Origin of the sequence: Acidovorax sp. 59 (genome assembly GCF_002754175.1) — a bacterium.
GTDB classification, from domain to species: domain Bacteria; phylum Pseudomonadota; class Gammaproteobacteria; order Burkholderiales; family Burkholderiaceae_C; genus Acidovorax; species Acidovorax delafieldii.
In genome coordinates this window covers 59,415-83,210 of the sequence record NZ_PEET01000001.1, presented here as the reverse complement: position 1 = coordinate 83,210, position 23,796 = coordinate 59,415, and the positions used below count along the sequence as shown (strand labels likewise).

At 67.4% G+C, this 23,796-nt stretch carries 25 protein-coding genes; 9 read left to right on the top strand and 16 right to left on the bottom strand.

Annotated features, from left to right (window positions below):
* The first annotated feature begins 89 nt into the window (after positions 1-89).
* The 4 genes from CLU87_RS00460 (at position 90) to CLU87_RS00445 (ending at position 4,706) form a co-directional block, all read left to right on the top strand.
* Entirely contained in the window at positions 90-2,189 is a 2,100-nt protein-coding gene (locus CLU87_RS00460; protein WP_056747936.1) for an ATP-dependent helicase, read from the top strand.
* 14 nt (positions 2,190-2,203) lie between these two features.
* Positions 2,204-2,722, top strand: coding sequence for a hypothetical protein (locus CLU87_RS00455; protein ID WP_233193673.1), 519 nt, complete (start codon positions 2,204-2,206; stop codon positions 2,720-2,722).
* Entirely contained in the window at positions 2,719-3,945 is a 1,227-nt protein-coding gene (locus tag CLU87_RS00450) for a phospholipase A (RefSeq protein ID WP_099729136.1), read from the top strand. The genes CLU87_RS00455 and CLU87_RS00450 overlap by 4 nt, the downstream gene beginning before the upstream one ends.
* A gap of 374 nt (positions 3,946-4,319) precedes the next feature.
* Complete coding sequence (locus CLU87_RS00445) at positions 4,320-4,706, top strand: hypothetical protein (RefSeq protein ID WP_056065534.1); 387 nt, start codon at positions 4,320-4,322, stop codon at positions 4,704-4,706.
* A gap of 96 nt (positions 4,707-4,802) precedes the next feature.
* On the opposite strand, the gene CLU87_RS00440 is transcribed toward CLU87_RS00445, so the two are convergent.
* Positions 4,803-5,282, bottom strand: a complete 480-nt coding sequence (locus tag CLU87_RS00440) for a universal stress protein (RefSeq protein ID WP_056065531.1) — start codon at positions 5,280-5,282, stop codon at positions 4,803-4,805.
* 109 nt (positions 5,283-5,391) lie between these two features.
* Here CLU87_RS00440 and tgt point away from each other — a divergent pair, with 109 nt between their 5' ends.
* From tgt to CLU87_RS00420, 4 genes are all read left to right on the top strand, one after another.
* On the top strand, positions 5,392-6,564 hold the full coding sequence (gene tgt, locus CLU87_RS00435) for a tRNA guanosine(34) transglycosylase Tgt (protein WP_056065832.1): 1,173 nt from the start codon (positions 5,392-5,394) through the stop codon (positions 6,562-6,564).
* Positions 6,565-6,816: 252 nt separating this feature from the next.
* The gene (locus CLU87_RS00430) at positions 6,817-7,155 is read left to right on the top strand and encodes a hypothetical protein (RefSeq protein WP_233193672.1); all 339 of its coding nucleotides are present in this window, start codon (positions 6,817-6,819) and stop codon (positions 7,153-7,155) included.
* A gap of 60 nt (positions 7,156-7,215) precedes the next feature.
* Positions 7,216-7,794, top strand: a complete 579-nt coding sequence (locus tag CLU87_RS00425; protein WP_099729134.1) for a PAS and helix-turn-helix domain-containing protein — start codon at positions 7,216-7,218, stop codon at positions 7,792-7,794.
* A 40-nt stretch (positions 7,795-7,834) separates the two neighbouring features.
* Positions 7,835-9,244, top strand: coding sequence for a diguanylate cyclase (locus tag CLU87_RS00420; RefSeq protein ID WP_099729133.1), 1,410 nt, complete (start codon positions 7,835-7,837; stop codon positions 9,242-9,244).
* Between the two features lie 28 nt (positions 9,245-9,272).
* Here the strand turns inward: CLU87_RS00420 and CLU87_RS00415 are convergent, their stop codons facing one another.
* The 4 genes from CLU87_RS00415 to CLU87_RS00400 all read right to left on the bottom strand — a co-directional run bounded on the left by CLU87_RS00415 (position 9,273) and on the right by CLU87_RS00400 (position 12,406).
* Complete coding sequence (locus CLU87_RS00415; protein WP_099729132.1) at positions 9,273-10,325, bottom strand: zinc ribbon domain-containing protein; 1,053 nt, start codon at positions 10,323-10,325, stop codon at positions 9,273-9,275.
* 119 nt (positions 10,326-10,444) lie between these two features.
* Positions 10,445-11,239 (bottom strand): DUF2145 domain-containing protein, encoded by a 795-nt coding sequence (locus CLU87_RS00410; RefSeq protein WP_099731965.1) that lies wholly within the window; start codon positions 11,237-11,239, stop codon positions 10,445-10,447.
* Between the two features lie 71 nt (positions 11,240-11,310).
* On the bottom strand, positions 11,311-11,796 hold the full coding sequence (locus CLU87_RS00405) for a hypothetical protein (RefSeq protein ID WP_199170768.1): 486 nt from the start codon (positions 11,794-11,796) through the stop codon (positions 11,311-11,313).
* 121 nt (positions 11,797-11,917) lie between these two features.
* Complete coding sequence (locus CLU87_RS00400) at positions 11,918-12,406, bottom strand: YiaA/YiaB family inner membrane protein (RefSeq protein ID WP_043565745.1); 489 nt, start codon at positions 12,404-12,406, stop codon at positions 11,918-11,920.
* 294 nt (positions 12,407-12,700) lie between these two features.
* On the opposite strand from CLU87_RS00400, the gene CLU87_RS00395 reads away from it, so the two are divergent.
* Positions 12,701-13,882: a trans-acting enoyl reductase family protein gene (locus CLU87_RS00395; RefSeq protein WP_099729131.1), complete on the top strand. Its 1,182-nt coding sequence runs from the start codon at positions 12,701-12,703 to the stop codon at positions 13,880-13,882.
* 132 nt (positions 13,883-14,014) lie between these two features.
* On the opposite strand, the gene CLU87_RS00390 is transcribed toward CLU87_RS00395, so the two are convergent.
* Genes CLU87_RS00390 through CLU87_RS00340 form a run of 11 tightly spaced genes read right to left on the bottom strand, consistent with a single transcriptional unit; the run spans position 14,015 to position 23,792 of the window.
* Positions 14,015-14,995, bottom strand: coding sequence for an NAD-dependent epimerase/dehydratase family protein (locus CLU87_RS00390; protein WP_099729130.1), 981 nt, complete (start codon positions 14,993-14,995; stop codon positions 14,015-14,017).
* Positions 14,995-15,990 (bottom strand): fumarylacetoacetate hydrolase family protein, encoded by a 996-nt coding sequence (locus tag CLU87_RS00385; RefSeq protein ID WP_099729129.1) that lies wholly within the window; start codon positions 15,988-15,990, stop codon positions 14,995-14,997. Before CLU87_RS00385 ends, CLU87_RS00390 begins: the two co-directional genes overlap by 1 nt.
* 11 nt (positions 15,991-16,001) lie before the next feature.
* Positions 16,002-16,991 carry a tripartite tricarboxylate transporter substrate binding protein gene (locus tag CLU87_RS00380; RefSeq protein ID WP_158236052.1) on the bottom strand — a complete coding sequence of 330 codons (990 nt, stop codon included), beginning with the start codon at positions 16,989-16,991 and terminating at the stop codon, positions 16,002-16,004.
* A 4-nt stretch (positions 16,992-16,995) separates the two neighbouring features.
* Positions 16,996-17,742 carry an SDR family NAD(P)-dependent oxidoreductase gene (locus CLU87_RS00375; RefSeq protein WP_099729127.1) on the bottom strand — a complete coding sequence of 249 codons (747 nt, stop codon included), beginning with the start codon at positions 17,740-17,742 and terminating at the stop codon, positions 16,996-16,998.
* Positions 17,739-18,710 (bottom strand): tripartite tricarboxylate transporter substrate binding protein, encoded by a 972-nt coding sequence (locus CLU87_RS00370; RefSeq protein WP_099729126.1) that lies wholly within the window; start codon positions 18,708-18,710, stop codon positions 17,739-17,741. Before CLU87_RS00370 ends, CLU87_RS00375 begins: the two co-directional genes overlap by 4 nt.
* On the bottom strand, positions 18,707-19,288 hold the full coding sequence (locus tag CLU87_RS00365) for a cupin domain-containing protein (RefSeq protein WP_099729125.1): 582 nt from the start codon (positions 19,286-19,288) through the stop codon (positions 18,707-18,709). Before CLU87_RS00365 ends, CLU87_RS00370 begins: the two co-directional genes overlap by 4 nt.
* 15 nt (positions 19,289-19,303) lie before the next feature.
* The gene (locus CLU87_RS00360) at positions 19,304-20,101 is read right to left on the bottom strand and encodes a cyclase family protein (RefSeq protein WP_056065486.1); all 798 of its coding nucleotides are present in this window, start codon (positions 20,099-20,101) and stop codon (positions 19,304-19,306) included.
* A 16-nt stretch (positions 20,102-20,117) separates the two neighbouring features.
* Positions 20,118-21,137 carry a tripartite tricarboxylate transporter substrate binding protein gene (locus CLU87_RS00355; RefSeq protein WP_099729124.1) on the bottom strand — a complete coding sequence of 340 codons (1,020 nt, stop codon included), beginning with the start codon at positions 21,135-21,137 and terminating at the stop codon, positions 20,118-20,120.
* The gene (locus CLU87_RS00350) at positions 21,134-22,294 is read right to left on the bottom strand and encodes an MFS transporter (RefSeq protein WP_099729123.1); all 1,161 of its coding nucleotides are present in this window, start codon (positions 22,292-22,294) and stop codon (positions 21,134-21,136) included. The genes CLU87_RS00355 and CLU87_RS00350 overlap by 4 nt, the downstream gene beginning before the upstream one ends.
* A 12-nt stretch (positions 22,295-22,306) precedes the next feature.
* Complete coding sequence (locus CLU87_RS00345; protein WP_099729122.1) at positions 22,307-23,440, bottom strand: FAD-dependent oxidoreductase; 1,134 nt, start codon at positions 23,438-23,440, stop codon at positions 22,307-22,309.
* Between the two features lie 16 nt (positions 23,441-23,456).
* Positions 23,457-23,792, bottom strand: a complete 336-nt coding sequence (locus CLU87_RS00340) for a Rieske (2Fe-2S) protein (protein ID WP_099729121.1) — start codon at positions 23,790-23,792, stop codon at positions 23,457-23,459.
* Between the last annotated feature and the right edge of the window lie 4 nt (positions 23,793-23,796).

The window sequence follows — 23,796 nt, the reverse complement described above, 5'->3', positions numbered from 1 at the left end:
CCTCGGTTTGCACCCCGCGCCCGTGGCGCCCACCGCCCCGCGCCCTGCCCGGTTTCCGCCCTCCGCCCCTTCCTGCCCTCACCCTCTCCATGTCTGCCGGTCTCAATCTCGCCCAGCTCCAGGCTGTCCACTACACCGACGGGGCCTGTCTCGTGCTGGCAGGCGCGGGCTCGGGCAAGACACGGGTGATCACGATGAAGATCGCCCACATGATCGAAAAGGGCATGGACCCCAAACGCATCGCGGCCATCACCTTCACCAACAAAGCCGCCGCCGAGATGCGCGAGCGCGCCAAGGGCCTCATTGGCCGGCGCGCCAAGGATGTGCTGGTGTGCACCTTCCACGCGCTGGGCGTGCGCATGGTGCGCGAGGACGGCCATGTGCTGGGCCTCAAGCCGCAGTTCAGCATCCTCGACGCCGATGACGTGACGGGCATCCTGAAAGAAGCCTCGGGTGGCACCACCGACATGGCCACGGCGCGCCAGTGGCAGTGGGTGATCAGCAAGTGGAAGAACATGGGTCTGACCTCCGAACAGGCCCTGGCCCAGGCGGCGGACGACAACGAACGCATCATCGCCACGCTCATGGCGCGCTATGAAGAGCGCCTGGCGGCCTACCAGAGCGTGGACTTTGACGACCTGATTGGCATGCCGCTGCGGCTGCTGCGCGACTTCCCAGAGGTGCGGGCCAAGTGGCAGGCGGCCCTGGGCCATGTGCTGGTGGACGAGTACCAGGACACCAACGCCACGCAGTACGAGCTGCTCAAGCTGCTGGTGGGCGAAAAGGGACATTTCACCGCTGTGGGCGACGACGACCAGTCCATCTACGGCTGGCGCGGCGCCACGCTGGACAACCTCAAGAAGTTGCCGGTGGACTACCCCCACCTCAAGGTCATCAAGCTGGAGCAGAACTACCGCTCCACCAGCGCCATCCTGCGTGCGGCCAACAACGTGATCGGGCCCAACCCCAAGCTGTTCCCCAAAACCCTGTTCAGTGAACTGGGCGAGGGCGAGCCGGTGCGTGTGGTCGATGCCGACAACGAGGAGCACGAAGCCGAGCGCGCCGTGGCCCGCATCCAGAGCCTGCGCGCGGCCAGCAACCCGCCGCCGGACTGGAAGAGCTTCGCCATCCTGTACCGCGCCAACCACCAGGCCAAGCCGTTCGAGAAGGCACTGCGCAAGGCCAACATTCCCTACAAGGTCTCGGGCGGCACGAGCTTCTTTGACCGCGCCGAAATCAAGGACCTGTGCGCCTGGTTCCGGCTGTGGATCAACAACGACGACGACCCGGCGTTTTTGCGCGCCATCACCACGCCCAAGCGTGGCATCGGCCACACCACGCTGGCATCGCTGGGGGCCTTTGCCACCCAGCACAAGCAAAGCATGTTCGGCGCGCTGTTCAACGGCATGCTGCCTGCCGCTGTGCCCAAGCGCGCCATGGACGGCCTGCACGAGTTTGGCCGCTACATCAATTACCTGGAGTACAGCGCCCGCCGCACCCATGGCGCCGAAGAGGCCCGCGCCTTTTTGAACGAATGGCTCAAGGAAATTGGCTACGAGCAGCACCTGTACGACAACGAAGACAGCGAAAAAGTGGCGGCCGCCCGCTGGAGCAACGTGATGGAGTTCTGCGACTGGATGGCCCAGCGCGCGGGCGGGCAGATCGACGATACGGCCGGTGCTGTGGTGGCCAAGGAGACCAAGAGCCTGCTGGAGGTCTCGCAGACCATTGCGCTGCTATCCACCATCAGCGAGCGCGAGCAGGAGCAGGACATGGTCACGCTCTCCACCCTGCACGCCAGCAAGGGGCTGGAGTGGCCCCACGTGGTGCTGGTGGGCGTGACCGAAGGCATGCTGCCCTTCAAGCTCGATGACGACGAAGGCCGCCAGCAGAAGGTGACCGACGATGTGCTGCAGCGCCTGCAGGAAGAGCGCCGGCTGATGTACGTGGGCATCACCCGCGCCCAGCGCACCCTGGCCGTGAGCTGGACCAAGCGCCGCAAAAAAGGGCGCGAAATGGTGGCCGCACAACCGAGCCGCTTCATCGCCGAAATGGGCCTGGACAAGACCACCGCCCGCGAAGACCCGCGTGAAAAGCTCAAGGCCCTGCGCGCCGAATTTGCTGCCAAGGCCCAGGCCACCACTGCGGCCAACGCGGCTGCGGCCGCCAACCCGGCGCCCACTGCTTGAGAGGGCGTACGCACATGGCACAACACCCCGCCACCGATACCACCCCACGCCCCGCCCTGCCCCGTGGCCGCAGCGCCTGGGGCATTGCTGCGCTTTTGATAGCTATCAGCGCTTGTCCTACAAGCGCCATCGGCCAAAAAGCACCACAATCCACGGCGGCATGCCCAGCGGCGGCAGAGATGGACCACCAACACCTGCAGGGCCAGTGGCGCGCCGAGCTGCAGGCCCCTGCGCCGGGAGACAAGCCCACCACGGCCACGCTGCAACTGGGCCCGCACCCCGAGCTGGCACAGAGCGTGCGTGGCACCGTGGCGCGCAGCGGCACCACGGCCCAGGTCAGTGGTGACGTCGACGGCGGCGACCTGACCCTGGAAGAATCGATCAACGGCACCAACATCAGTGCCACCTGGACAGGCCAGGTGGTCGATGGAAGTTGCGGCAAGGAAATACGCGGAACATGGAACAACGCCCACCCCACCCCCACCACGCCGTCAGCACCGTTTGTGCTGCGCAAACAGGCGGCCTGGCAATGAGCGCCGTAGCGCGGGGCACCCCCGCGTCCCGTCTGCACCGCCCGCTGGCCTTGCTGCTCGCAGCCCTGGCCCCGGCCGGCGCGGCCTTTGCGCAATCAGCACCTGCCGCATCCGCCGGGACCGACGCGGCCCTGCGCCGCTGCACCGCCCTGTCCAGCGACAACCAGGCGCGCCTGGCCTGCTTTGACGCCTGGGCGGCCGAACAGGCCCAGGCCGCTCCTGCAGGAGCGCAGTCCTGGCAAGCCCCTGCTGCTTCGGCGTCGGCCAGTGCCAGCGGCGCAAGCTCTTCGTCGGCCGTGCCCCCGCCGGTGGACGCCACGCTGCCTGCCACCCGCATCATCGACGTGGCGCGCACCGAAGGCTGCCGCGACCCGCAGTACAGCGATCTCTCCCGCTTCTGGGAGCTGGAAACGGGCACGGACTGCGGCACATTCAGCTTCCGGGGCTACCGCCCGATCACGGTGTCGGTGGTGGCGTCGAGCAGCGTGAACCGCCAGCCCGCGTCGGATGCCGACGGCAACTCGGCCACCGACTCGACCCCGTACCGCCGCACCGAAAACCGCATCCAGCTGTCCGTGCGTACCAAGATTGCGCAGGGCATGCTGACCCAGGGCCACCCCACGCTCAAGGACTCGCTGTGGTTTGGCTACACGCAGCAGTCGTACTGGCAACTGTTCACCCCCGAGATCTCGCGCCCCTTCCGCGCCACCGACCACGAGCCCGAGCTGATGTACGTGTACCCCACCACAGCGCAACTGCCGTTTGGCTGGAAGTGGCGCTACAGCGGCATCGGCCTGGTGCACCAGTCCAACGGCCAGAGCAAGCCGCTGTCGCGCAGCTGGAACCGCGCCTACCTGATGACCGGCATCGAACTGGACAACCGCTTCAGCGTGAACGCCCGCATCTGGAAGCGCATCCCCGAAAGCGCAGGCAGCGACGACAACCCCGGCATCAGCGACTACATCGGCCGGGGCGAACTGTCGCTGCTGTGGAACGTGAACAAGGACAACACCCTGGGCGCTACGGTGCGCCACACGCTGGCCAGCAGCGACCGGGGCTCGGTGCGTGTGGAATGGCTGCAGGCCCTGGGCACCGGCCTGTTCGGCAGCAAGAGCAACCTGCGCCTGCACACCTCGCTGTTCAGCGGCTACGGCGACAGCATGATCGACTACAACCGCAAGCGCACTGTGTTCAGTGTGGGGTTGAGTCTGGTGGATTTCTAGCAGAGAAACCCCCTGAGGCGCTGCGCGCCCTCCCCCGCTCTCACATCGCTACGCGATGTGGGCAAGGGGACGCAGCCCTCGCTGCGGGGCGGCCCTTGCTTGGCTGCCCGCGCCTGGGGCCGCGCCAGTTGCATACGCCTTGGACGAAGCACCAGCCAGCAGTAGCCCAAGGCGGGGCGAAGGCCCTCACAACTCGTTACGACATCGTCCTCAAGTTTCTCCGGATGGCGCCGACGCGCGGCCACAATGGCACGCGCACAGAAACCGGCGTGGCCCCCTGTGAGAGGCGCTCAATAAGAGCCCCTTTCCCACCGTTTTACCTGCCATTGCCTGCCGCGTGCCCCTCGACAATGCCGACAAAGAGGAACACACCCATGGACATGCAATACCAGCTCAAGGCAGGCAGCTATTACCTGTATGACATGCGCGAGGCGCCCAGCGCCGTCACGGGTGAACGCCGCTTCAAGCTCAAGACCGACACGGTGGCCATTGCGTTCGATGTGCACACGGGCGAGGTGCACCAGCACGGTAGCCCCACGCGCATCCAGTCCTGGGCCAACAACACGCGCCGCCGCCTGCGCGCTGCCGGTGCACAGGACGTGGCCAACGACATCGTGGTGGTGTCAGGCCCGCTGCCCGTGGACGAGCTCAACAAATGCCTGTGGGTGCGCGGCTATGTACGCCGCATGTTCTCGCGCCTGGCCACCCTGCCCCATGGCAAGCTGCAGCGGCCCTCGGAGCCGTTTCGCAAGGCGGCCTGATCCGGGCAACCTCTCCCACACATTCCGATCGGGGCCGCGCACAGCGGCCCTTTTCGTTTGTCCTGTCTTTTTCTATCAGGGCGGGCGCCAAAGGGGTCAGGCTTCGGCGTCCTCGACCGCGTCGCTGTCCACCCCCTCCTGCACCTCGGCATGCTTGACGATGGTCACCGGCACCGGACTGGCATGGGCCACCTCCTGCGACACCGACCCGAGCAGCGCGCTGGTGATGGCGCCCTGCCCCTTGGCACCGATGATGACCATGTCGCAGCCCGAGCGCTCGATCATGTCCACCAGCGTGTGCGCCACATCGCCCACCCCCACATCGGTTTCGTAGGCCACCCCGGCGGCATCGAGCAGCGCGCGTGCTGGCGCCATCAAATGCTGGCCCGCCTCCAGGCTGGCGGCGGCGATCAGGTCGGGGTCACGGGTGGTCACCAGTTCGTACAGCGTGGCGGGCTCCTGCACGTTGGCCAGCACCATCGTGGCCTGGAGCCCCTGGCGCACCAGCGCCAGCGCGTGGTGCACGCCATCCAGGGAGAGTTCGGAGCCGTCCACGGCGATGAGGATCTTGAGCATGGGGTTCTCCTTGAGTGAGTACAGACCAGTGTAGCGACGCCATCGGCCAGCGCCAGTCCAATCCCTTGCGGCAGGTCAGCCCGGCCCGTCTGGGACAATGCGCCCCATCATGCTGCAGTTCGACCTCCTCAAAACCGACCCCTCCAGCCACGCACGCCGTGGCCAGCTCACGCTCAACCATGGCGTGGTGCAAACCCCCATCTTCATGCCCGTGGGCACCTATGGCACCGTCAAGGGCGTGATGCCGCGCAGCCTGCACGACATGGGCGCACAGATCATCCTGGGCAACACCTTCCACCTGTGGATGCGCCCGGGCCTCGATGTGATGCAGAGCTTTGGCGGCCTGCACGGCTTTGAGAAGTGGGACAAGCCCATCCTCACCGACTCCGGCGGTTTCCAGGTCTGGAGCCTGGGCGCCATGCGCAAGATCACCGAAGAGGGCGTGACCTTTGCCAGCCCCGTGAATGGCGACAAGCTCTTCATGTCGCCCGAGGTGAGCATGCAGATCCAGACCACGCTCAACTCCGACATCGTGATGCAGCTCGACGAGTGCACGCCGTACGAGACCAAGGGCCACAAGACCACCGAGGCCGAGGCGCGCAAGAGCATGGAAATGAGCCTGCGCTGGGCAAGACGCAGCCAGGACGAATTCCACCGCCTGAACAATCCGAACGCCCTCTTTGGCATCGTGCAGGGTGGCATGTTCAAGAACCTGCGCCAGGAGTCTCTGGAGCGCCTGGTCGAGATGGACTTCCCCGGCTACGCCGTGGGTGGTGTGAGCGTGGGCGAGCCCAAGGACGAGATGCTGGACATCATGGCCCACACGCCCCACCGCCTGCCCGCGCACAAGCCCCGCTACCTGATGGGCGTGGGCACGCCCGAAGACCTGGTGCAGGGCGTGGCCGACGGTGTGGACATGTTCGACTGCGTGATGCCCACGCGCAACGCGCGCAACGGCACGATGTTCACGCGTTTTGGCGACCTGAAGATCCGCAACGCACGCCACAAGGCCGACCACAAGCCCATGGACACCAGCTGCACCTGCTACGCCTGCGCAGGCAGCTCGGGCGTGTCGTGGGACGATGGCGGACGTGAAGGCTTCTCACGTGCCTACCTGCACCACCTGGACCGCTGCGGCGAGATGCTGGGCCCCATGCTCACCACTGTGCACAACCTGCACTACTACCTGAACCTGATGCGCGAGGTGCGCGAGTCGCTGGAGGCCGGCACCTTCGCCCAGTTCCGCGCGCAGTTCAAGGCCGACCGGGCGCGCGGCGTGTGAGCTGCGGAGATGCCTCCCGCCAGAATGCTATGTTTTACATAGCACCTCAGGCATGATCCACTAGCGCATCGGGCCCAAATCATTCCAAAACTCCTGCGTCACCTGCTGCACTGGCCTCTGCGGGCCCTCACGGGCCTGGGCAGCGGCCTGCTGGCGCTGCTGATCCTGTTCGAGGAATGGGGCTGGGAGCCTCTGCAGCGCCTGCTGGCGCGCATCGGCCGCTGGCCGGGGCTGCGCTGGATCGAAGGCTGGGTGCGCTCCCTGCCGCCCTGGGCTGCGGTGGCTTTGTTTGCGTTGCCTACGGCCTTGCTGCTGCCGATCAAGCTGCTGGCGCTCTGGGCCATCGGGCGCGGGCATGTGGTGCTGGGCATGCTCGTCATCGTGCTGGCCAAGGTGGTGGGCACGGCGGTGGTGGCGCGGCTGTTCACCCTCACGCAGCCTGCGCTCATGCAATTGCGCTGGTTTGCCTGGACCCACGCGCACTGGATGCAGCTCAAGCATGCCGTGCTGGAACGTGCCCGCGCCTCGTGGGCCTGGCGCGTGGCGCGGGTGATCCAGCGGCAGTGGAAGAAGCGGTGGCGTCGGCGCTGATCGATCGGCCCCGCCAGGGTGGCCCGCTCAGCCTGGCGGGGCTGCTGCAAAATCCGCCCCATGACCATCGTCCCACCCGCATCATTGCCCCCTCTGAATGAAGCGCTGGAACTGGCCTTCAACCTGGCCCCCGTCGGCATGTGCGTGACGCGCGAGCGCTGCATCGAGATCTGCAACGACGCCTTTGCCCGCATGTTTGGCTACGAACAGGCCGAGCTGCTGGACCAGCCGCTGGCGCCGCTGTATCCGTCGCTGGACGAATTCACCCACACCGGCAACCTGGGCCTGCCCGCCATGATGGACACCGGCAGCTACAGCGACGAGCGAGTGATGCGCCGCCGGGACGGCACGCTATTCTGGTGCCATGTGGTGGGCCGCGCGCTGGACCGCGCCCAACCGTTTGCGCGCGCGGTGTGGATGTTTGAAGACATCTCGCACCGCCGGGTGGTCAGCACCCCGCTCACGGTGCGCGAGCGCGAGGTGGCGCAGCACATCGTCACCGGTGCCACCAGCAAGCAGATTGCCCGCCACCTCCACATCAGCCACCGCACGGTGGAGGCCCACCGGGGGCGGATCATGCGCAAGCTGGGGGCCACCAGCACGGGCGAATTGGTGGCCCTGCTGTTGGGCATGCCCTGACACCGGGGACAATCGGGGCCCGCACGCCTTCGCTGCCGACATGCCGCCCACCCTGCCCCGCCTCTTTGCTCCCGCCCGGACCGTTCCCCCGCCCGTGGCCTGGGCCGCCCTGGCGCTGTTGATCTTCACCGCCTGCCTGGTGGGCATCTTTGCGCGTCCCATCGGCTTTTTGTCGGCGTTCTGGCCTGCCAATGCACTGCTGCTGGGGCTGCTGGTGCGCTACCCCCACCTGGCACGGCCACCCGCCTGGGTGGCGGCGGCAGTGGGCTATGTAGCGGCCGACCTGGCTACCGGCAGTGCCTGGGGCATGGCCTTGTGGCTCAACGCCGCCAACCTGCTGGGCGCCACCGCCGGCTGGCTGGTGCTGCGGGGGCTGGACGAGCCCATCCTGCGGCTGCAGCGCACGGTGGCGGCGCTGTACCTGCTGCTGGCGGCACTGGCGGCCAGCGCGGTGGGTGCGCTGGCAGGCTGCGGCGCGGCACCGGTGTATTTCGACTCCCCGTGGACGGACCTGCTGTCGCTGTGGTTCAGCACCGAACTGATGAACTACATGCTCATCGTGCCCGTGGTGCTGGCTGCGCCGCGCGCGGCAGATCCGCCCTCGCACACCCAGGATACCCCCCTGTTCTGGCGCGTCGCACCCGTCAGTTCGTTGGTGCTGGCCGAGGGCATCCGCACGCTCATCGGCGGGCCCGGCATGCTGGCTTTTGTGGTGCCTGGGCTGCTGTGGTGTGCGCTGAGCTACAGCGCCTTCACCTCCAGCCTGCTGTCGCTGGTGGTGTGCCTGTGGACCATGGCGGGTGTGGCCACGGGTGTGCTCAATTTCACGCCAGCCCATGCGGGCGATGTGTTCTCTCTGCGTGTGGGCGTCACGCTGCTGGCCCTGGGCCCCCTGGCCGTGGCCTGTGCCAGCGCGGCACGCGCCGAGGCCCTGCGCCGCCTGCACCATGCCGTGCGCCACGACGACCTGACGGGCGTGCTGGCCCGCCGCGCACTGCTCAAACAGGGCGATCGCCTGCTGGAGCGCTACCAGCGCGAATCCACCGGGCTGGCGGTGATGATGGTGGACGTGGACCACTTCAAACAGGTGAACGACCAGCACGGACACGGCGCGGGCGACCGACTGCTGGTCAGCATTGCCCAGACCATGCTGCGCGCGCTGCGCGCCGACGACGTTCTGGGCCGCATGGGGGGCGAAGAGTTTGCCGCCGTGCTGCCCGGCGTGTCCCCCACCGAGGCCCAGGCCATTGCAGAAAGGGTGCGCAGCGCCGTGGAGCGGCAGGCACTGGATGCGACGCAGGGCGGCCCCCAGCGGGCCACCGTCAGCATCGGCCTGGTGCACAGCGCCACTCTGGGCGCGGATGCCGACATGGACACCCTGCTGCTGGCCGCCGACACGGCCCTGTACCGCGCGAAGGCCGAGGGGCGCAACCGGGTGATGGTGGGCTAGGCCCGCCTGGGCCGCAGCGCGGCCTGCCTCACTCTTGCGCCAGTTTCACGCCCGCCCCAGTGCCGCAGGCATGGCAGAACCGCGCAAACGCGCTCTTGCGGGTGCTGCAGTGGCCGCAGTGGTCGAACAGGCCGATGCCGCAGTGCGGACAAAAATCGATCTTCTCGTTTTTCAGGTCCACGGGCCGCTCGCAGCCGGGGCACACGCTCTTGGCCAGGCGGGCCAGAGCCACGTCGTAACTCAGCTCCTTGCGGCGCTCCTGGTCGGGCAGGGCCTCGGCCAGCTTCTGGCGTTCCAGATAGCGGTTGAGCGCCTGGATCGCATAGCGCCCCACCACAGCCGTCACGGCAATGCCCACCACGTAGCGCACGTAACCGCCGTAGCTCGGCAGGTAGGGCACCAGCTCCACAAAGAAGGCAAACAGCGCAAAGAAGATAAAGCCCCACACAAACGGCCAGTAGGTGCTCTTGCGCTTCTTGACGAACAGCCAGCCGGCGGCGGCCAGCAGCGGCAGCGTGAGGGCCAGGCGGTACAGGAACACGCGCAGCTCGACCTTGCGGCGCTCGGCCCCGAGCTTCACGTAGCCGTCGGACTCCATCTGGTTGAGCTGCTCCTGCCGGGCGGCTGCCGCCTGGCGGGCATCAAGGGCGGCCTGCTGCTGCGTCTCCACCGCCTGCTGGGCCTTGCGCTCCACCAGCTTGAGGGCGTCGAGCGCCTGGGTGCGCGCGATCACTTCGGGGTCCTGGTCGGCCCGCTGCGTGGCGCTACGCGTGGACAGCCAGTTGTTGAAGCTCTCTCGCTCGGCCTGCACCTCGCTGCGCACCTTGCTGCGCTGCAGCTGGGCCTGCTCCAGCACGGTCTGCGCGTCCTGTTCGGCCTGGCGCGCCGTTTTGACCTCGGCACGCAGCTTGTCGGCTGCGGCTTTGTCCAGAAAGTCGTCCACCCGCAGCGGGGTTTCAACCTTGGGCAGATCGCCCACGATGGTGCCACCCAGCCCGATGAGGAAACTGGCAAACACCAGCGCCACCAGCCACAGGCCACGGCGGAACCATTTCTCGGACAGTCTCAGGGACTTGCTCATGTTCTTCTCCTCGGTGGCGCCGGGCGCCGGGGTTAGGTGCACCCTGCAGCGCACCGGAAAATGCTCTTCTTTTTATAGCTGCCAGCGCATGTATTGATTGCGCCTGCTGGCATTTTGATTCAATTTTTGATCGCCAGCACCACGGGGGCGGCTGCCAGCTGCGTACGCTGCATCCAGGCCAGGACTGAATCGACGGTCACGGTCTCGATGCGGTCCGAGAACCGTTTTTCGTTCGGATGGTCGTCAAACGCAATGTTGGCCGACCCCACCCGTCCGCCCATGCGCGTGAGCGGGCCCAGCCTGAGCGTGGTGGGCTCGTAGCCCTTGAACTGCAGCCAGGCCTGCGCCTGGTCGCGCGAGCGCACGGTGCTGGGCTCCATGGCCATCGCCAGGGTCTCCAGCGCCCACTGGTTGGACTGCTGGTATTTGCGGCCCCACGCGTAGCTGACCATGCTGTAGGGCGGGTGCTGCAGCGTCTTGGTGCGGCCCTTGTCCTGCAACACGGCCAGCAGGCGCTGCTGCACCTCGGGCGTGGGCACGGCGTATACGGCCTCGTAGCGCCACAGGTCGTCCAGAAAGAATTCACCCAGGCCCTGGCGGTACAGGTGGCCCACCGCCGTGCCACATTCGTTGAGCTTGTGCGCCACGCGCCACGGGCCTTCGGCCGTCTTGTATGCCCAGCCCAAGTGCGAATAGCGCAGACCGTATTTGGAGAGGTCCTGCCCCGCACGGGCCAGCACCACCACCTGTGCGCCCGACTTGGTGTGCTCGGCATCCAGCGCTACCGAGGTTTGTTCGGCCAGCTTCATGCCGCGCTCGATCACCTGCGGGGGCACGGGCTTGCGCGACTCGCACGAGCGGCCCGCGTGGGCCGGCGTGGCGGCCAGCAGCACTGCCCCTGCGAAGAACACCATGCCCACCACGGCTGGGATGCGCTGCGCGGGGTCGCGGCCAAGGTTCAGGGCTTTCACCATCGTGCTGCTCCTCACAGGCGCTCGTTGTGCAGCAGCGCACGGCCGATGGCATTGGGTATGAAGGCAATCGCCTCGCCCGCCGCTGACAGGATCACGCCCGTGCCGATCACGCTGCAGGTGACCACGGTGCCCACGGCATAGGCCGAGCCCGCCACACCACGGCCGACCACCTCCACACTGACCTGCGCACCATCCGAGGCACGCTCCAGCAGGTACACCGTGCCCACGGCCGAGGCCTCCACCGCCCGCACCGTCAGCACCGCGCCGCCCACCGACAACGCCGCCGGCACCGTCACCACCGCACCGGCGGCCGCCGAGGCCACCGACGCCGTGCCCACCACCGAGGCCACGGGCAACATCGACAGCGCGGCAGAAGCCTCGCTCTGCGCCCGGGCCGGCGCAGCAGCCACCAGGGCCGCACACACCACACCAGCGGCCAGCAGAGCGCGGGGCAGGCGAGCGGCAGAGCCCCACGAAGAAAACATGGCATTCATCATCATTCACTCCTCAGGGTACGGCCCGCCCACACACCCAGGTGCGGGACAGACCGGGTCGAAAGACCAGACAGAAATTCATCCAGAAGGGCGGCGGGTTGCCGCCTGTGCACACCGGGTGCGCTCAGTTCACGCTGCTGTTCTGGGCAGCGGCCTGGGCGGCTTCGCGGCGGCCTTGCAGGCGGGCTTCGAGCAGGTCGGCCTCATGGCGGTCGCGCAGCATCTTGGCCAGCGTGAAGGCGGTGGTGATCAGGTACAGCCAGCTCACGCCCAGAAACGCCTTGTAGGTCACGTTGATGTCCATGCTCAGCAGGCCCCAGCCCGTGAGGCCCATAGCCACCGCAAAGCCACCCCACACCACCAGCTTCCACATGGGGGTGTCACCACCGCCACGGCGCGAAGCGCTTTCGTTGTCCCGCACAAACTTGGCCAGCACAAACGCGGCCGAGAGGCAGAACACATAGCCCATCACCATGAACGCCTGCTCCAGCTGCTCGCCCGGCAGCCACGCCAGACCCACGGCGCACAGAAAAACCGCGATGCCGAACGAGACCCACACCTGCAGCTGCCAGGCCTTGGTGTCACGTTGAACAACGATGGGAGAAGAAGACATTGCTGTGGTGCCCTGAAGGGCGTTGGTTGAACACGGAACGAATGGTGCCCAGACGTAACTTGCGTGTCTGCATTGAACCGTAACAGTGGCCACCCGCAGGCTATCCGGTATCGTTTTACGGTACTTTTTCTCAAAAAATTCGGTGCAAGCCGTTGTTCAGGCCCTACGCGGCCCTCGCCACGCACCTGCGCGACAGAGGCAGCAGGCACGGCCACAGAGAATGGCGGCCTCTCCGGGCAAGGCAACTTCTGCCTGCCCCCGGACCTTGTACTTCTGACGGACGGAGCCCCCACCATGACCAAACCTTTTGACCTCGTCGTCCACGGCGCCACCGGCTTCACCGGCCGCCTGGTGGTCGAATATCTGCTGCAACGCTACCCCGCCGGCAGCGGCCTGCGCTGGGCCATGGGGGGCCGCAATGCCGACAAACTCGCCGCCGTGCGCGACGAAGTGGGCGCCCCCGCCGACACCCCACTGGTCGTAACCGACACCAGCGACCCCGCCAGCCTGCAGGCGCTGATGGACGCCACGCGCCTGGTGCTGACCACCGTAGGCCCCTACCAGCTGTATGGCAACGAACTGGTGGCCGCCTGCGCCAAGGCCGGGGTGGACTATGTGGACCTGTGTGGCGAGCCCGCCTGGATGCGCCAGATGATCGACGCGCATGAAGCCGCCGCCAAGGCCAGCGGCGCGCGCATCGTGTTCTCGTGCGGGTTCGACTCCATTCCGTTCGACCTGGGCGTGTTCCTGCTGCAAAAGGAATTCCGCCATCGGTTCGGCCACCCCGCCCCCCGCGTGCGCGGCCGGGTGCGCAAGATGAAGGGCACCTTCTCGGGCGGCACCGCCGCGAGCCTCAAGGCCACCATGGCGGCCGCTGCCACCCAGCCCGGTGTGCTGGACCTGCTGAAAAACCCCTTCTCGCTCACCCCCGGGTTTGAAGGCCCGCGCCAGCCCTCGGGCAACAAGCCCATGGTGGACGAGGCTTTGGGCGATGGCGTCTGGGTCGCGCCGTTCGTGATGGCGGCCATCAACACGCGCAACGTGCACCGCTCCAACTTCCTGCTGCAGCACGCCTACGGCACCGACTTTGTCTACGACGAAATGCTCATCACCGGCCCCGGCGAAAAGGGCGAGGCCATCGCCAACGCAGTGGCGGGCGACAAGTCGCTGGGTTCGGACAAGGGCCCCAAGCCGGGCGAAGGCCCTTCGCGCGAGGAACGCGAGAACGGCTTTTACGATGTGATGTTTTTGGGCACCGACGACGCAGGCCACACCCTGCGCGTGGGCGTGAAGGGCGACCGCGACCCGGGCTACGGCTCCACCTCCAAGATGATCACCGAAGCGGCGGTATGCCTGCTGCAGGAAGCCACGGAAACCCCAGGCGGCATCTGGACCACGGCACCGGCGATGGGCGACCGGCTCATCGCTCGCCTGCAAGCGAATGCGGGCTTGGACTTCGCGGTCGAGACGCCTTGAACGCACCCCAGGCCGACGCCCGCATCGGCTGAGGGCTCGACGCGTCACGGGAGCGCTGCAGCACGCGGCGCCGCCCACCAGTCCGGCGCCTGCCCCGCAGCGCGTCCCGTGGCGCGCTCTTTTTGCCGCCCCCTACTTCACTCCACCGTCGCCCTGCAGCCCGCCCAACACGCGTGCGACCAGGGACTGCAGCGAGCCGTCGTTCTGAAAACCGGCAGCCTCCGCACGGGGGGTGTGCAAGGCGGGCAGGCGGCCGAACAGCGTCTCGATATGGGCGTCGGGCGCATACCGAATCCACTCGGCCGGATCGGCATGCACCGCGCGGGCAATGGTCTGCACGACCTCTTCCACCGACGCGCGCAGCACCGGGGGTTGCCAGCACCGTTCGGCCGGCATGCCCTCTGCGGGCAAGCGTGCGGCATGCACCAGGTTATCCAGGCAGCACCCCAGCGACATCCACCATGCCGTGGCTTGCGCCGACACGGGGCAGGTGTACTCCTGCCGCGCCCGCAGCGCATGGAAGATCTGGCTCATGAATGCGGAGCCATGGCCTGTTTCTGCCGGGGGCCGCGCCACGATGCCGGGCAGCCGCAGGCTGCGACCATCGATATCGCCACGCCGGCTGTAGTCCGCCACCAGCAATTCCGCCATCCACTTGTGCACCCCGTAGCTGAGCGTGGGCTGCGGCCACTGGCGCTCATCGACCGCCTGGGCGCCCAGCGCGCCATACACCGCCACCGAGCTGGCAAACACCAGCCGCGGGACGGGCGCCCGCCCTGCGCGCACCGGGCGCGCCAGCCCTTCGCACAAGTCCACGGTATCCAGCAAATTGGCCTGCACACCCAGCGCAGGCTCACGCTCGGCCAGCGATCCCGGGACACTGGCCAGGTGGAATACGCAGTCGGGCGGATGGTCCTCCAAGGCTTCGAACAGTGCGCGGTCGGCAAAGCTACCGACGTGCCATTGCACGCCCGGCGCGCAAGGCGCAGCAGGCCCGACGCGGTCCACCAGCGTCAATCGCAAGGGCGTACCGGGCACGAGTGGGGCGGACTGCAACCGCTCGGCCAGGGCGGCACCAATGAACCCGCCAGCACCGGTAACAATCACATGCATCAGCGTGCCCCCGTGCCTGCAGCCACCACACGCTGGTGCACCACACCAAAAGGCCCCTCACGGCCATCGGGCCAACGCGCCTGCATGCGCACGCTGTCGCCGTAGCGCATGAAGGGCGTCTTGGCAGCGCCCTCGTCCAGGATCTCGATCACACGCCGCTCAGCCAGGCAGGCGGAGCCTGCATCGCGGGCCTGGTTGGACACGGTTCCCGAACCGATGATGGTGCCTGCCGTGAGCCGCCGTGTGCGGGCGGCGTGGGCAATGAGCTGGCCAAAGCTGAAATTCATTTCGCCGCCATGGGGGTGACCAAACCATTGGCCGTTGGAATCCACATGCAGCCGCAGATGCACCCGCCCGTCCTGCCAGGCATCGCCCAGCTCGTCGGGGGTGACTGCCAGCGGTGCAAAGCTGGTGGAAGGCTTGGCTTGCAAGAAACCAAAGCCCGTCTTCATTTCGTGCGGGCCCAACGCGCGCAGGCTCCAGTCGTTGATCTGCACCACCAGGCGGACGCAATTCAATGCTGCTTCAGGCGTCACGCCCATGGGCACCGGGCCACAGACGACGCCGAACTCACCTTCGAAATCGATGCCATCGGCCTCGCTGGCCATCGGTACGTCGTCGTGCGGGTTCAGAAAGTCGTCGCTCGCGCCCTGGTACATGACCGGGATGGTGTCGAAATGCGGAATGGGTGGCGTGTTGAAAGCGCGCTCCATCAAGCGGCCATGGTTGAGGAAAGCCGATGCATCGAGCCACTGCGGGCTGCGCGGCAAGGGGGCGCTGCAGGCCGCAGGGTCAAACGCGAAGATGCCAGGTGCCCTGCCCGCTTCCAGCGCTGCCGTGCGCTCACGCAAAGCGGGTTCCACAGTGTCCCAGTTCTGCAAGGCCTCCAGCAGGCTCGCGGCTAGCGGAGCGGCATCGACGGCCTGCACACCGTTGGATGAAACCAGTACCAGGCGGCCGTCCAGGCTACCGTCTTTCAGAGTTGCAAATCGCATCGCCAGTCCTATCAGGAAGAAGGTGTTTCCAGTCGCAGCCCCACCGCCCGGATCACGCGGGCATAGCGGTCGGTCTCTGCCGTCAGAAATGCGCCGAACTCGCGTGCACTCTGGGTGGGGGCATCGGCACTGCCCAGCAGGGCCAGCTTTTCGCGCTGCTCGGGCTGGGCCAGGATGCGAACGCATTCGGCATTGAGCCGCGCGATGGCCTCGGTGGGAAGGGCTGCAGGCGCCAACAAGCCAAACCAGCCCGTGACCTGAAAGCCCGCCAGGCCCGGCGTTTCGGCCACGGTGGGCAGATCGGAGGGCAAGGCAGGCGAGCGCTGCGCGCCGGTCTGCGCCAGCAGGCGAATGCGCCCGTCCTTGACCATGGGGGCCACGGCCAGGGCGCTGTTGAACATGAGGTTCACCTGCCCGGCCGCCAGATCATTGAGGGCGGGCGCAGCGCCTTTGTAGGGCACGTGCAGCAACTGCACTCCGGCCTGCTGCGCCAGCATCTCGCCCGCCAGGTGCAGCACATTGCCGACCCCGGCCGATGCGTAGCTGACCTGCCCAGGCTTTCGCCGGGCAAGGTCCATGAGGTCGGAAAGACTGCGCACCGGCAGGTCTGCAGGCACGGCAATCACCATGGGCCCGGGGCTGGCCACCAGGGCTACGGGGGCAAAGTCGCGCTGCGTGTCATACGGCAGCCGGGGGTAAAGGCTGCCGTTGATGGCGTGAGCGGCGCTGACCCACAGCAGCGAATGCCCGTCGGTGCTGCGGGCTACGGACTCCGAGGCAATGATGCCGTTGGCACCCGCGCGCGACTCCACCACCACCGGGCTGCCCAGGGCCAGGCCCAGCTTGTCGGCCAGCAGGCGGGCCACCAGGTCCGAACTGCCTCCGGCCGCGAACGGCAGGACGATGCGCAACGGCCGTGAGGGCCAGGTGGCTGCCCAGGTACTCATGGGCAGCGCCAAGGCACTGGCCAGCAGGGTTCTTCGGTTCAGTATGCCGTGCATGGTTTCAACTCCCATCGCTGATGGTGGTGCCGCCGTCGACCACCAGGTTGTGTCCGGTCACAAAGGCCCCGGCGGGGCTGGCCAGCATGGCGACCACGCCAGCCACTTCCTCGGGTTCTCCGGCGCGCCGCAGCGGCGTGGCCTGGATGCGCCGCGCCATGAAGGCGTCGTCGGCCATGAGCCGCTCAGCCAGCGGCGTGCGGATGAGGCCGGGCGATACGGCGTTGACCCGTACGCCCATGGGCCCCCATTCCACAGCCAGGTTGCGCGCCAACTGGGCCAGCGCCGCCTTGGTCAGCCCGTACAGGCCCATCGACCGGTTGCCGCGCAGGCCCGCGATGCTGGAGATGAGCACCGCGCTGCCGCCGCCCCGCGCTGCCATGCCAGGCAGCACCAAGGCACACAGCCGCGCTGCGGCGCACAGGTTGATGTCAAACACCTGCTGCCAGTCTGCATCGCTGGCATTGGCCAAAGGCCCCGCAGGCCCCTGGATACCGGCATTGCAGACAAGGATGTCCAGCGGCCCGGCGCGCTCCACCAGCGCAGCGATGGCCGCAGGCACCGCCATGTCGGCAGCGATACCGATGGCGTTGGGCAACGACGCAGCGACCTGCTCACAGGCCAGCGCATCGCGGTCAGAGACCACCACCCGGGCGCCCTGCTCGGCCAGGGTGCGCGCAATCGCCAGACCCAGGCCCTGGGTGGCCCCCGTAACCAGGGCGGTGCGACCCTGCAGATCAAAGAGACTCATTCGACCTTGATCCCGGCTTGGCGAATGGCCAAGCCCCATCGCTGCGATTCGCTCTGGATGAACTCGCCAAATGCAGCGGGCGCCAGCGGTGCAGGCTCCAGGCCCAGCGGCCGGTAGCGGCCCAGCACCTCGGGCGACTCCAGCGCGGCCACCACCGCCTTGTGCAGCACTTCGACCACCGGCGCTGGCGTGCCCGCGCGCACCATCACACCGTTCCAGCCCGGAGTGTCGAGGTCCGCATGCCCGGCTTCGGTCAGCGTGGGCACCTGGGGCAGCACCTGCAGGCGCTGTTCGCTGCCCACGCTGACCAGCGCCCGCAGCTTGCCTTCGCGCACCAGCGGCAGGCTCGATGCCACCACATCGCACATGAAATCCAGGCGCCCGGCCATCAGGTCCTGCAGCGCGGGCGCTGCGCCCTGATAGGGCACATGGGTCATGCGCGAACGCGTCTTGATGCGCAGCTGCTCGGTCCACACATGGGGCTGGCTGCCCTGCCCGTACGAGCCATAGTTGAGCCCATCACCCGCAGCCGCCGCGCGCAGCAGGTCGGCCAGAGTCTGGAACGGACTGCCCGCAGGCACGACCACGACCAGCGGCGACTTGAACAAGCGCGTCAGGGGGGCAAAGTCCTTGAGAGGGCTGAAGCTCAGCTTGGCGTACAGCGCTGGGTACATGGCCAGCGGGCCGATGTCTGCGTACAGCAAGGTGTGGCCGTCGGCGGGTTGCTGCTTGACGTATTGGGCCGCCAGTTGCGCGGCACCTCCGGGCTTGTTTTCCACGACCACGGCTTGCTGCATGCGCTCTCCCAGCTTCTGCACCAGCAGGCGCGACATCGCGTCGCCAAAGCCCCCGGCCGGGTAAGGTACCACCCAGCTCAAAGGGCGCGCGGGATACGGGGCCTGCGCCCACGCCCAGGGCGTCAGCGCTGCGGACGCTGCAGCGCCCAGCCATTGACGGCGCGTGCTCATGGCTGCTCCTTGGCAGGTGCGGCCACTGACTCATCAAAGCGCCCGTCCACCAGCACAAACAGCATGCGGCACGGCGCGCCCGAGCGGTTGGCCCAGGCGTGGTTGGTGCCCCGCTGCACCACCACACTGCCAGGGCACAGCTGCACTTCGCCCTCATCCAGGATCAGCGTCAGTTCGCCTTCGATCACCACACCGTAGTCCACCGATTCGGTGCGGTGCATCAGCGGGTGGGGGGAGTCGGCCTTCACCGTAGACGCCGCAGCGTCGCCCACCTGGCGGAAGGCGTCGTGCATGCGTTCGGCACCGTAGGCCAGAAACTCCGGCGTGTCCGGCGGGATGTCCACAAACCGGAAGCGCGTTCCACCCTGCGGGGGCGGCAGCACCAGCGGGCCGAGCGTCGGGTCCGGGCCGTTGTCCACGACCGCGGGCGATTCGGAGGTGCTCCACACTTCGTGGAACACGGTGCCTGGGATGGCGGCGATCTCGACCACCGTGGGCAACGGCCCATCGCTGGCAATGATGGCCCGACCTTGCGCGTTGTGACCGGTAACCACGCGGTGGATGGATGGAAAACCCATGAACGAACTCCTGACTCAATCTTCAAAAATGGCGACCGCGCGCGTCCAGCCTGCTGAGGCGCCGCGGATCTTGTGGGGGAAGCAGCTGATGGTGAAACCCGTCGGTGGCAGCGCCTCCAGGTTGTGCAGCTTTTCCAGGTGGCAGTAGCCGATGTCGCGGCCCGCCTTGTGGCCCTCCCAGATCAGGGCCTTGTTGCCGGTTTCCGCCACGCGCTGGGCGGTGTATGAAAACGGTGCGTCCCAGCTCCAGGCGTCGGTGCCCGTGAGGCGCACACCGCGTTCCAGCAGGTACATGGTGGCCTCGTAGCCCATGCCGCAACCAGCGCCCAGGTAGTCCTTGTGCCCGTAGCGCGAGCCCGCGCGGGTGTTGACCACCACGATGTCGAGCGGCTGCAGTGTGTGGCCGATGCGGGCCAGCTCGGCCTGCACATCGGCAGCGGTGGCCACATAGCCATCGGGCAGGTGGCGGAAGTCCAGCTTCACACCCGGCTGAAAGCACCATTCCAGCGGCACTTCGTCAATCGTGATGGAGGGGCGGGCTCCGCCGTTCTTCGCGTCCTGCGTGGAGTGGAAGTGCCACGGCGCATCGAGGTGCGTGCCGTTGTGCGTGGTCAGCGTCACCCATTCGGCGGCAGCTGCTTCGCCATCCGGGTAGTCCTCAGGCCGGGTGCCCGGGATCATGGCCATGAACTCGGGCAGCGTGTCGGCGTGCTTCTGGTACGTGATCTTGGGCGCCAGGGGGGGCGGGTCGGAGAGGACATCGTTTTCCAGGTAGATGGAAAGGTCCACAAAGCGGCGTTGGGGTTTGGTCATGGCAGGGGTACAAAGCTCACTCAGGCACCACGCCAACGGTTCGGGCGAGGGCCTGGTGTATCTGGATTTCGGATTGGTAGAAGTGGTCCAGGGCGGCCAGTGACAGAGGCTCCTGGGGCTCGGTGCCATTGGCGCGCAGAAAGCTCTGGACCTCGGTGTCGCGCAGGGCCACACCAAAGGCCTGGTGCAGGCGACGCACCGCCGCGTCGGGGGTATTGCGCGCCACCAGCAGCGCGCCCCAGGCGGTGTATTCAAAGCCCTTGAGCGCCGCAGACTGCTGGCTCAATGGCGCGACGTGCGGCAGCAGCGCAGGCGCATTGGCGGCGGTGCTGCCGAAGGCGCGCAGCTTGCCCGTCTCCAGCATGTTCAGCGACGCGCCGCCCAGCGGCACAAAGGACAGATCGATCTGATTGCCCATGAGGTCTTGCACGACCGGTGGCACACCGCGGTACGGCACATGCACCAGCGGCACGCCACACAGGCGCGCCCACTGTGTCCCCATCAGGTGGATCATCGAACCTTGACCGATGTGCCCAAAGGTCAGCGGCTTGCCAGCGGCCGCCGCTTGCCGCGCAATATCCAGCAACTGTGCATGGGTGGTGGCGGGCATGTCGGTCCGGCCTGCCAGCACGTAGCTGGTCCGCCCCAGCGTGCCGATGGCACGCATCTGCTCGGGCTTGTACCGCGCGCTGGCCAGAGACAAGGGCGTGAGGATGGGCTCGGTCTGCGACGCAACGACCAGCGTTGCACCATCGGCTGGCGCGTTCAGCATTCGCTGCACACCGATGGAGCCCCCAGCGCCCGGCAGGTTCTCGATGACGATGGTCTGACCCAGTTCGCGCTGCATCACTGTCTGCAGCTTGCGGGCGAACACGTCGCTGGGGTTGCCCGCAGGCTGGGGCACGATGAAGGTGACGTGCCGCCCCGACTGCGCGCGGCCCCACGGCGCAGCCATGCCTGCTGCCGCCGCCACCAGACAGGCGCGGCGGCTGAGCCGAGCCTGCTGGGTCTGCACTGAGGCAAAAGGCGTGCTCATGCCATGCCTTTCACTGCGACTGCAGTACCCGGAGCACGATGAATGCGTGCAAATGCATAGACCGCCACTGCATCGATCACCAAGGCGGCCACCCCCAAGCTGCCATAGCCCCAGGCCTTGACCAGCGTGCCACCGAGGATGGGCCCAATGGCCGCACCAAACATCAGCATGGCAGGAGTCGCGGCCAGCGCACGGCCACTGGGGTCCAGCCGCGCCAGCACGCCAAAGGCAAAGGTGTGCGTGAAGATCATCACGGCCGCAAACACGGCGGCGGCCGCCGCATAGGGTGCAAACATGGGCAAGTTCATGATCACCACCACCAGCAAAGCCTGCAGCGCAGGTCCCGCCAGCAGCACGTTGCGGGCTGCCCAGCGCTTTTCCAGCACCGCCGCCAGGGCCGCAGGGAAGAGGTTGACCACCCCCAGGGCAATGAGCACCCCGGTGACCGCCTGCAGGCCATAACCACGGTCGCTGCCCACGCGCTCCAGAAAGCTGAAGGTCATGGACTGCACCAATCCCAGGGCCGCGATGCCTGTCACGCCCCACCAGACGGCGGCAGGCAAAGGCGTGGCAGGCGTCCGTGAACGCTCCGCACCACCCGCTATGTCAGGCGCGGGAAACGCCACTGCCGCAGTCATCGCCCCCACCGCCATGACACCGGCAAACACCTGGAACAGCACCGGCCCGCCCTGCTGCGCCACCAGCACCGGCGTGCCGCCAAGGAACACGATGGCAAACACCCCCAGCGCCATGCCCACCAGCGCGAACAGGCGGTGGGGGTTCTGGCTGCGGGCGATGGTGCCATGCGTAACGCTCAGGGCCGCGCCCGCAGCCACCCCGGCAACGCCGTGCAACAGGGCCAGCAAGGCAAACTGTTGCGTGGTGGAGGCTGCGGCAAATGCCACGGCAGCGCCAGCAAACCCTGTGGTAGCCACGCTGCGCCCACGCAGCAGCTGGAAGAACGGCGCCAGCACCAGGCTGGCCGCGACCGCCCCGGCCAGAAACAAGGTAGCCAGCAGGCCCGCCTGCTGCGGGTCGAAGTGGTACACCGAGATCAGCGTGCCCACCCACACCGGCAACGCGACCAGATCGACCATGCCCGCGCAATGGCCCACCATCAGGGCCACGCGGCCCCGCAACGAATTGGTTGTGATCATGGCGACCTCGCTTCAGATGGGCTGGGCCAACGCCATGAGGGACTCCCGCATGATGCGTGAGTGCTCTTCCTTGTCGCCCCCGTCGATCTCGATCTCGCCCAGGCGTGCCGAGTTCTCCACCACCATGCGGCAGCGCTCCCAGCGGCGGCTTTCAAAGGCCGCCAACGCAGCCGGCACGTCGCCCGCTGACTGCGCCAGTTCATCGGCCAGTACCAGCGCGTCCTCGATGCCGATGCAGGCGCCCGATGCAAGGTGGGGCGTGGTGGCGTGCACCGTGTCGCCGATCAGCACCACGCGCCCACGGGACCAGGGTCGGGGCATGAGCAGCCCTTCCAGCGGGCGGTACACGATCTGCGAGTCCGGGCCCATCTGGCTGCGGATAGCCTGCAGCGTGGGGGCAGTAAAGCCCTCCAGCAGCGCGCGCAGGGCGTCCACAAACGTCGCTGGATCGACATGGTCGTTGGTGGGGCGCGGCTCGGTGACGAAGAGGTACATCTCGGTCTTGGAGACCGGGTTCACGCCGGGTTTGATCTGGGGCCCCATCCACATGGTGGCCGTCTCGATCTCTGGCGGCCGGGGCAGCACGGCGCGCCACACCGCCTGGCCGCTGTAGCGCGGCCGTGGGGCGTTTTCAAACACGGCTTCGCGCACCTTGGAGTAGAGCCCGTCCGCGCCGATCACCAGGTCATAGCGCTGGCGCTGGCCGTCGGTGAAAGTCACCAGCACCCCGTCAGCCTGCTGGTCGATGGCAGCGAAGGTGCAGCCCAGACGGACATTGGCGCCCGCTGCGCGGGTGGCCTCGGCCAGGATGCGGGCCAGCACCGGGCGCAGGATGGCGCCGCCCCCCGGCACATCGTCGCCCGCAATGCGGGGCGTGGGCAGCGTGGCCACCAGGGGGCCATGGGGGAGGTGCAGGTTCACGCCGTCCGAGGCGTTGCCCTGGGCCAGAAAGGCCTCCAGAACACCCAGGCGCCGCAGCGCCCGCAGCGTCGCGCCCCCCAGGCTGATGCCAGCGCCATAGCTGCGCCAGCCGGGGTCGATCTCCACCAGATCCACCTGGGCGCCCTGCTTGCGCAGCTCAATGGCCGCTGCCATGCCGGAAAATCCGCCGCCAATAACCAGGATGCGTTGGGAAGATAGGCTCATGGGTTTGTCTCCTTGTTCATTTTTTGGGGTTCGCCAGATGGACGTCGCCATTGGCTTGCTGGACCAGGGGTACGGGGGTGAGCGCATCGCCCAGGCACGGCCCCAGAGTGCACACCCCGGTGGCGATGTCAAACAGTGCGCCATGGGCCGCACAGACGATGCGGTCACCGGCCGCGTTCAGATACCGGTCCTTGCGCCATGCCATCGGGACGCCATCGTGGGGGCAGACGTTGGCATAGGCATGCAAACGCAGGCCCTGCCGCACGACGATGACCGTGTCCTGGCCGTGGCCTGCGGGGTCAAAGCCCCGCGATGCGCCGTCGGGCAGGTCGCTCCAGTGGCACAGCTTCATGGTG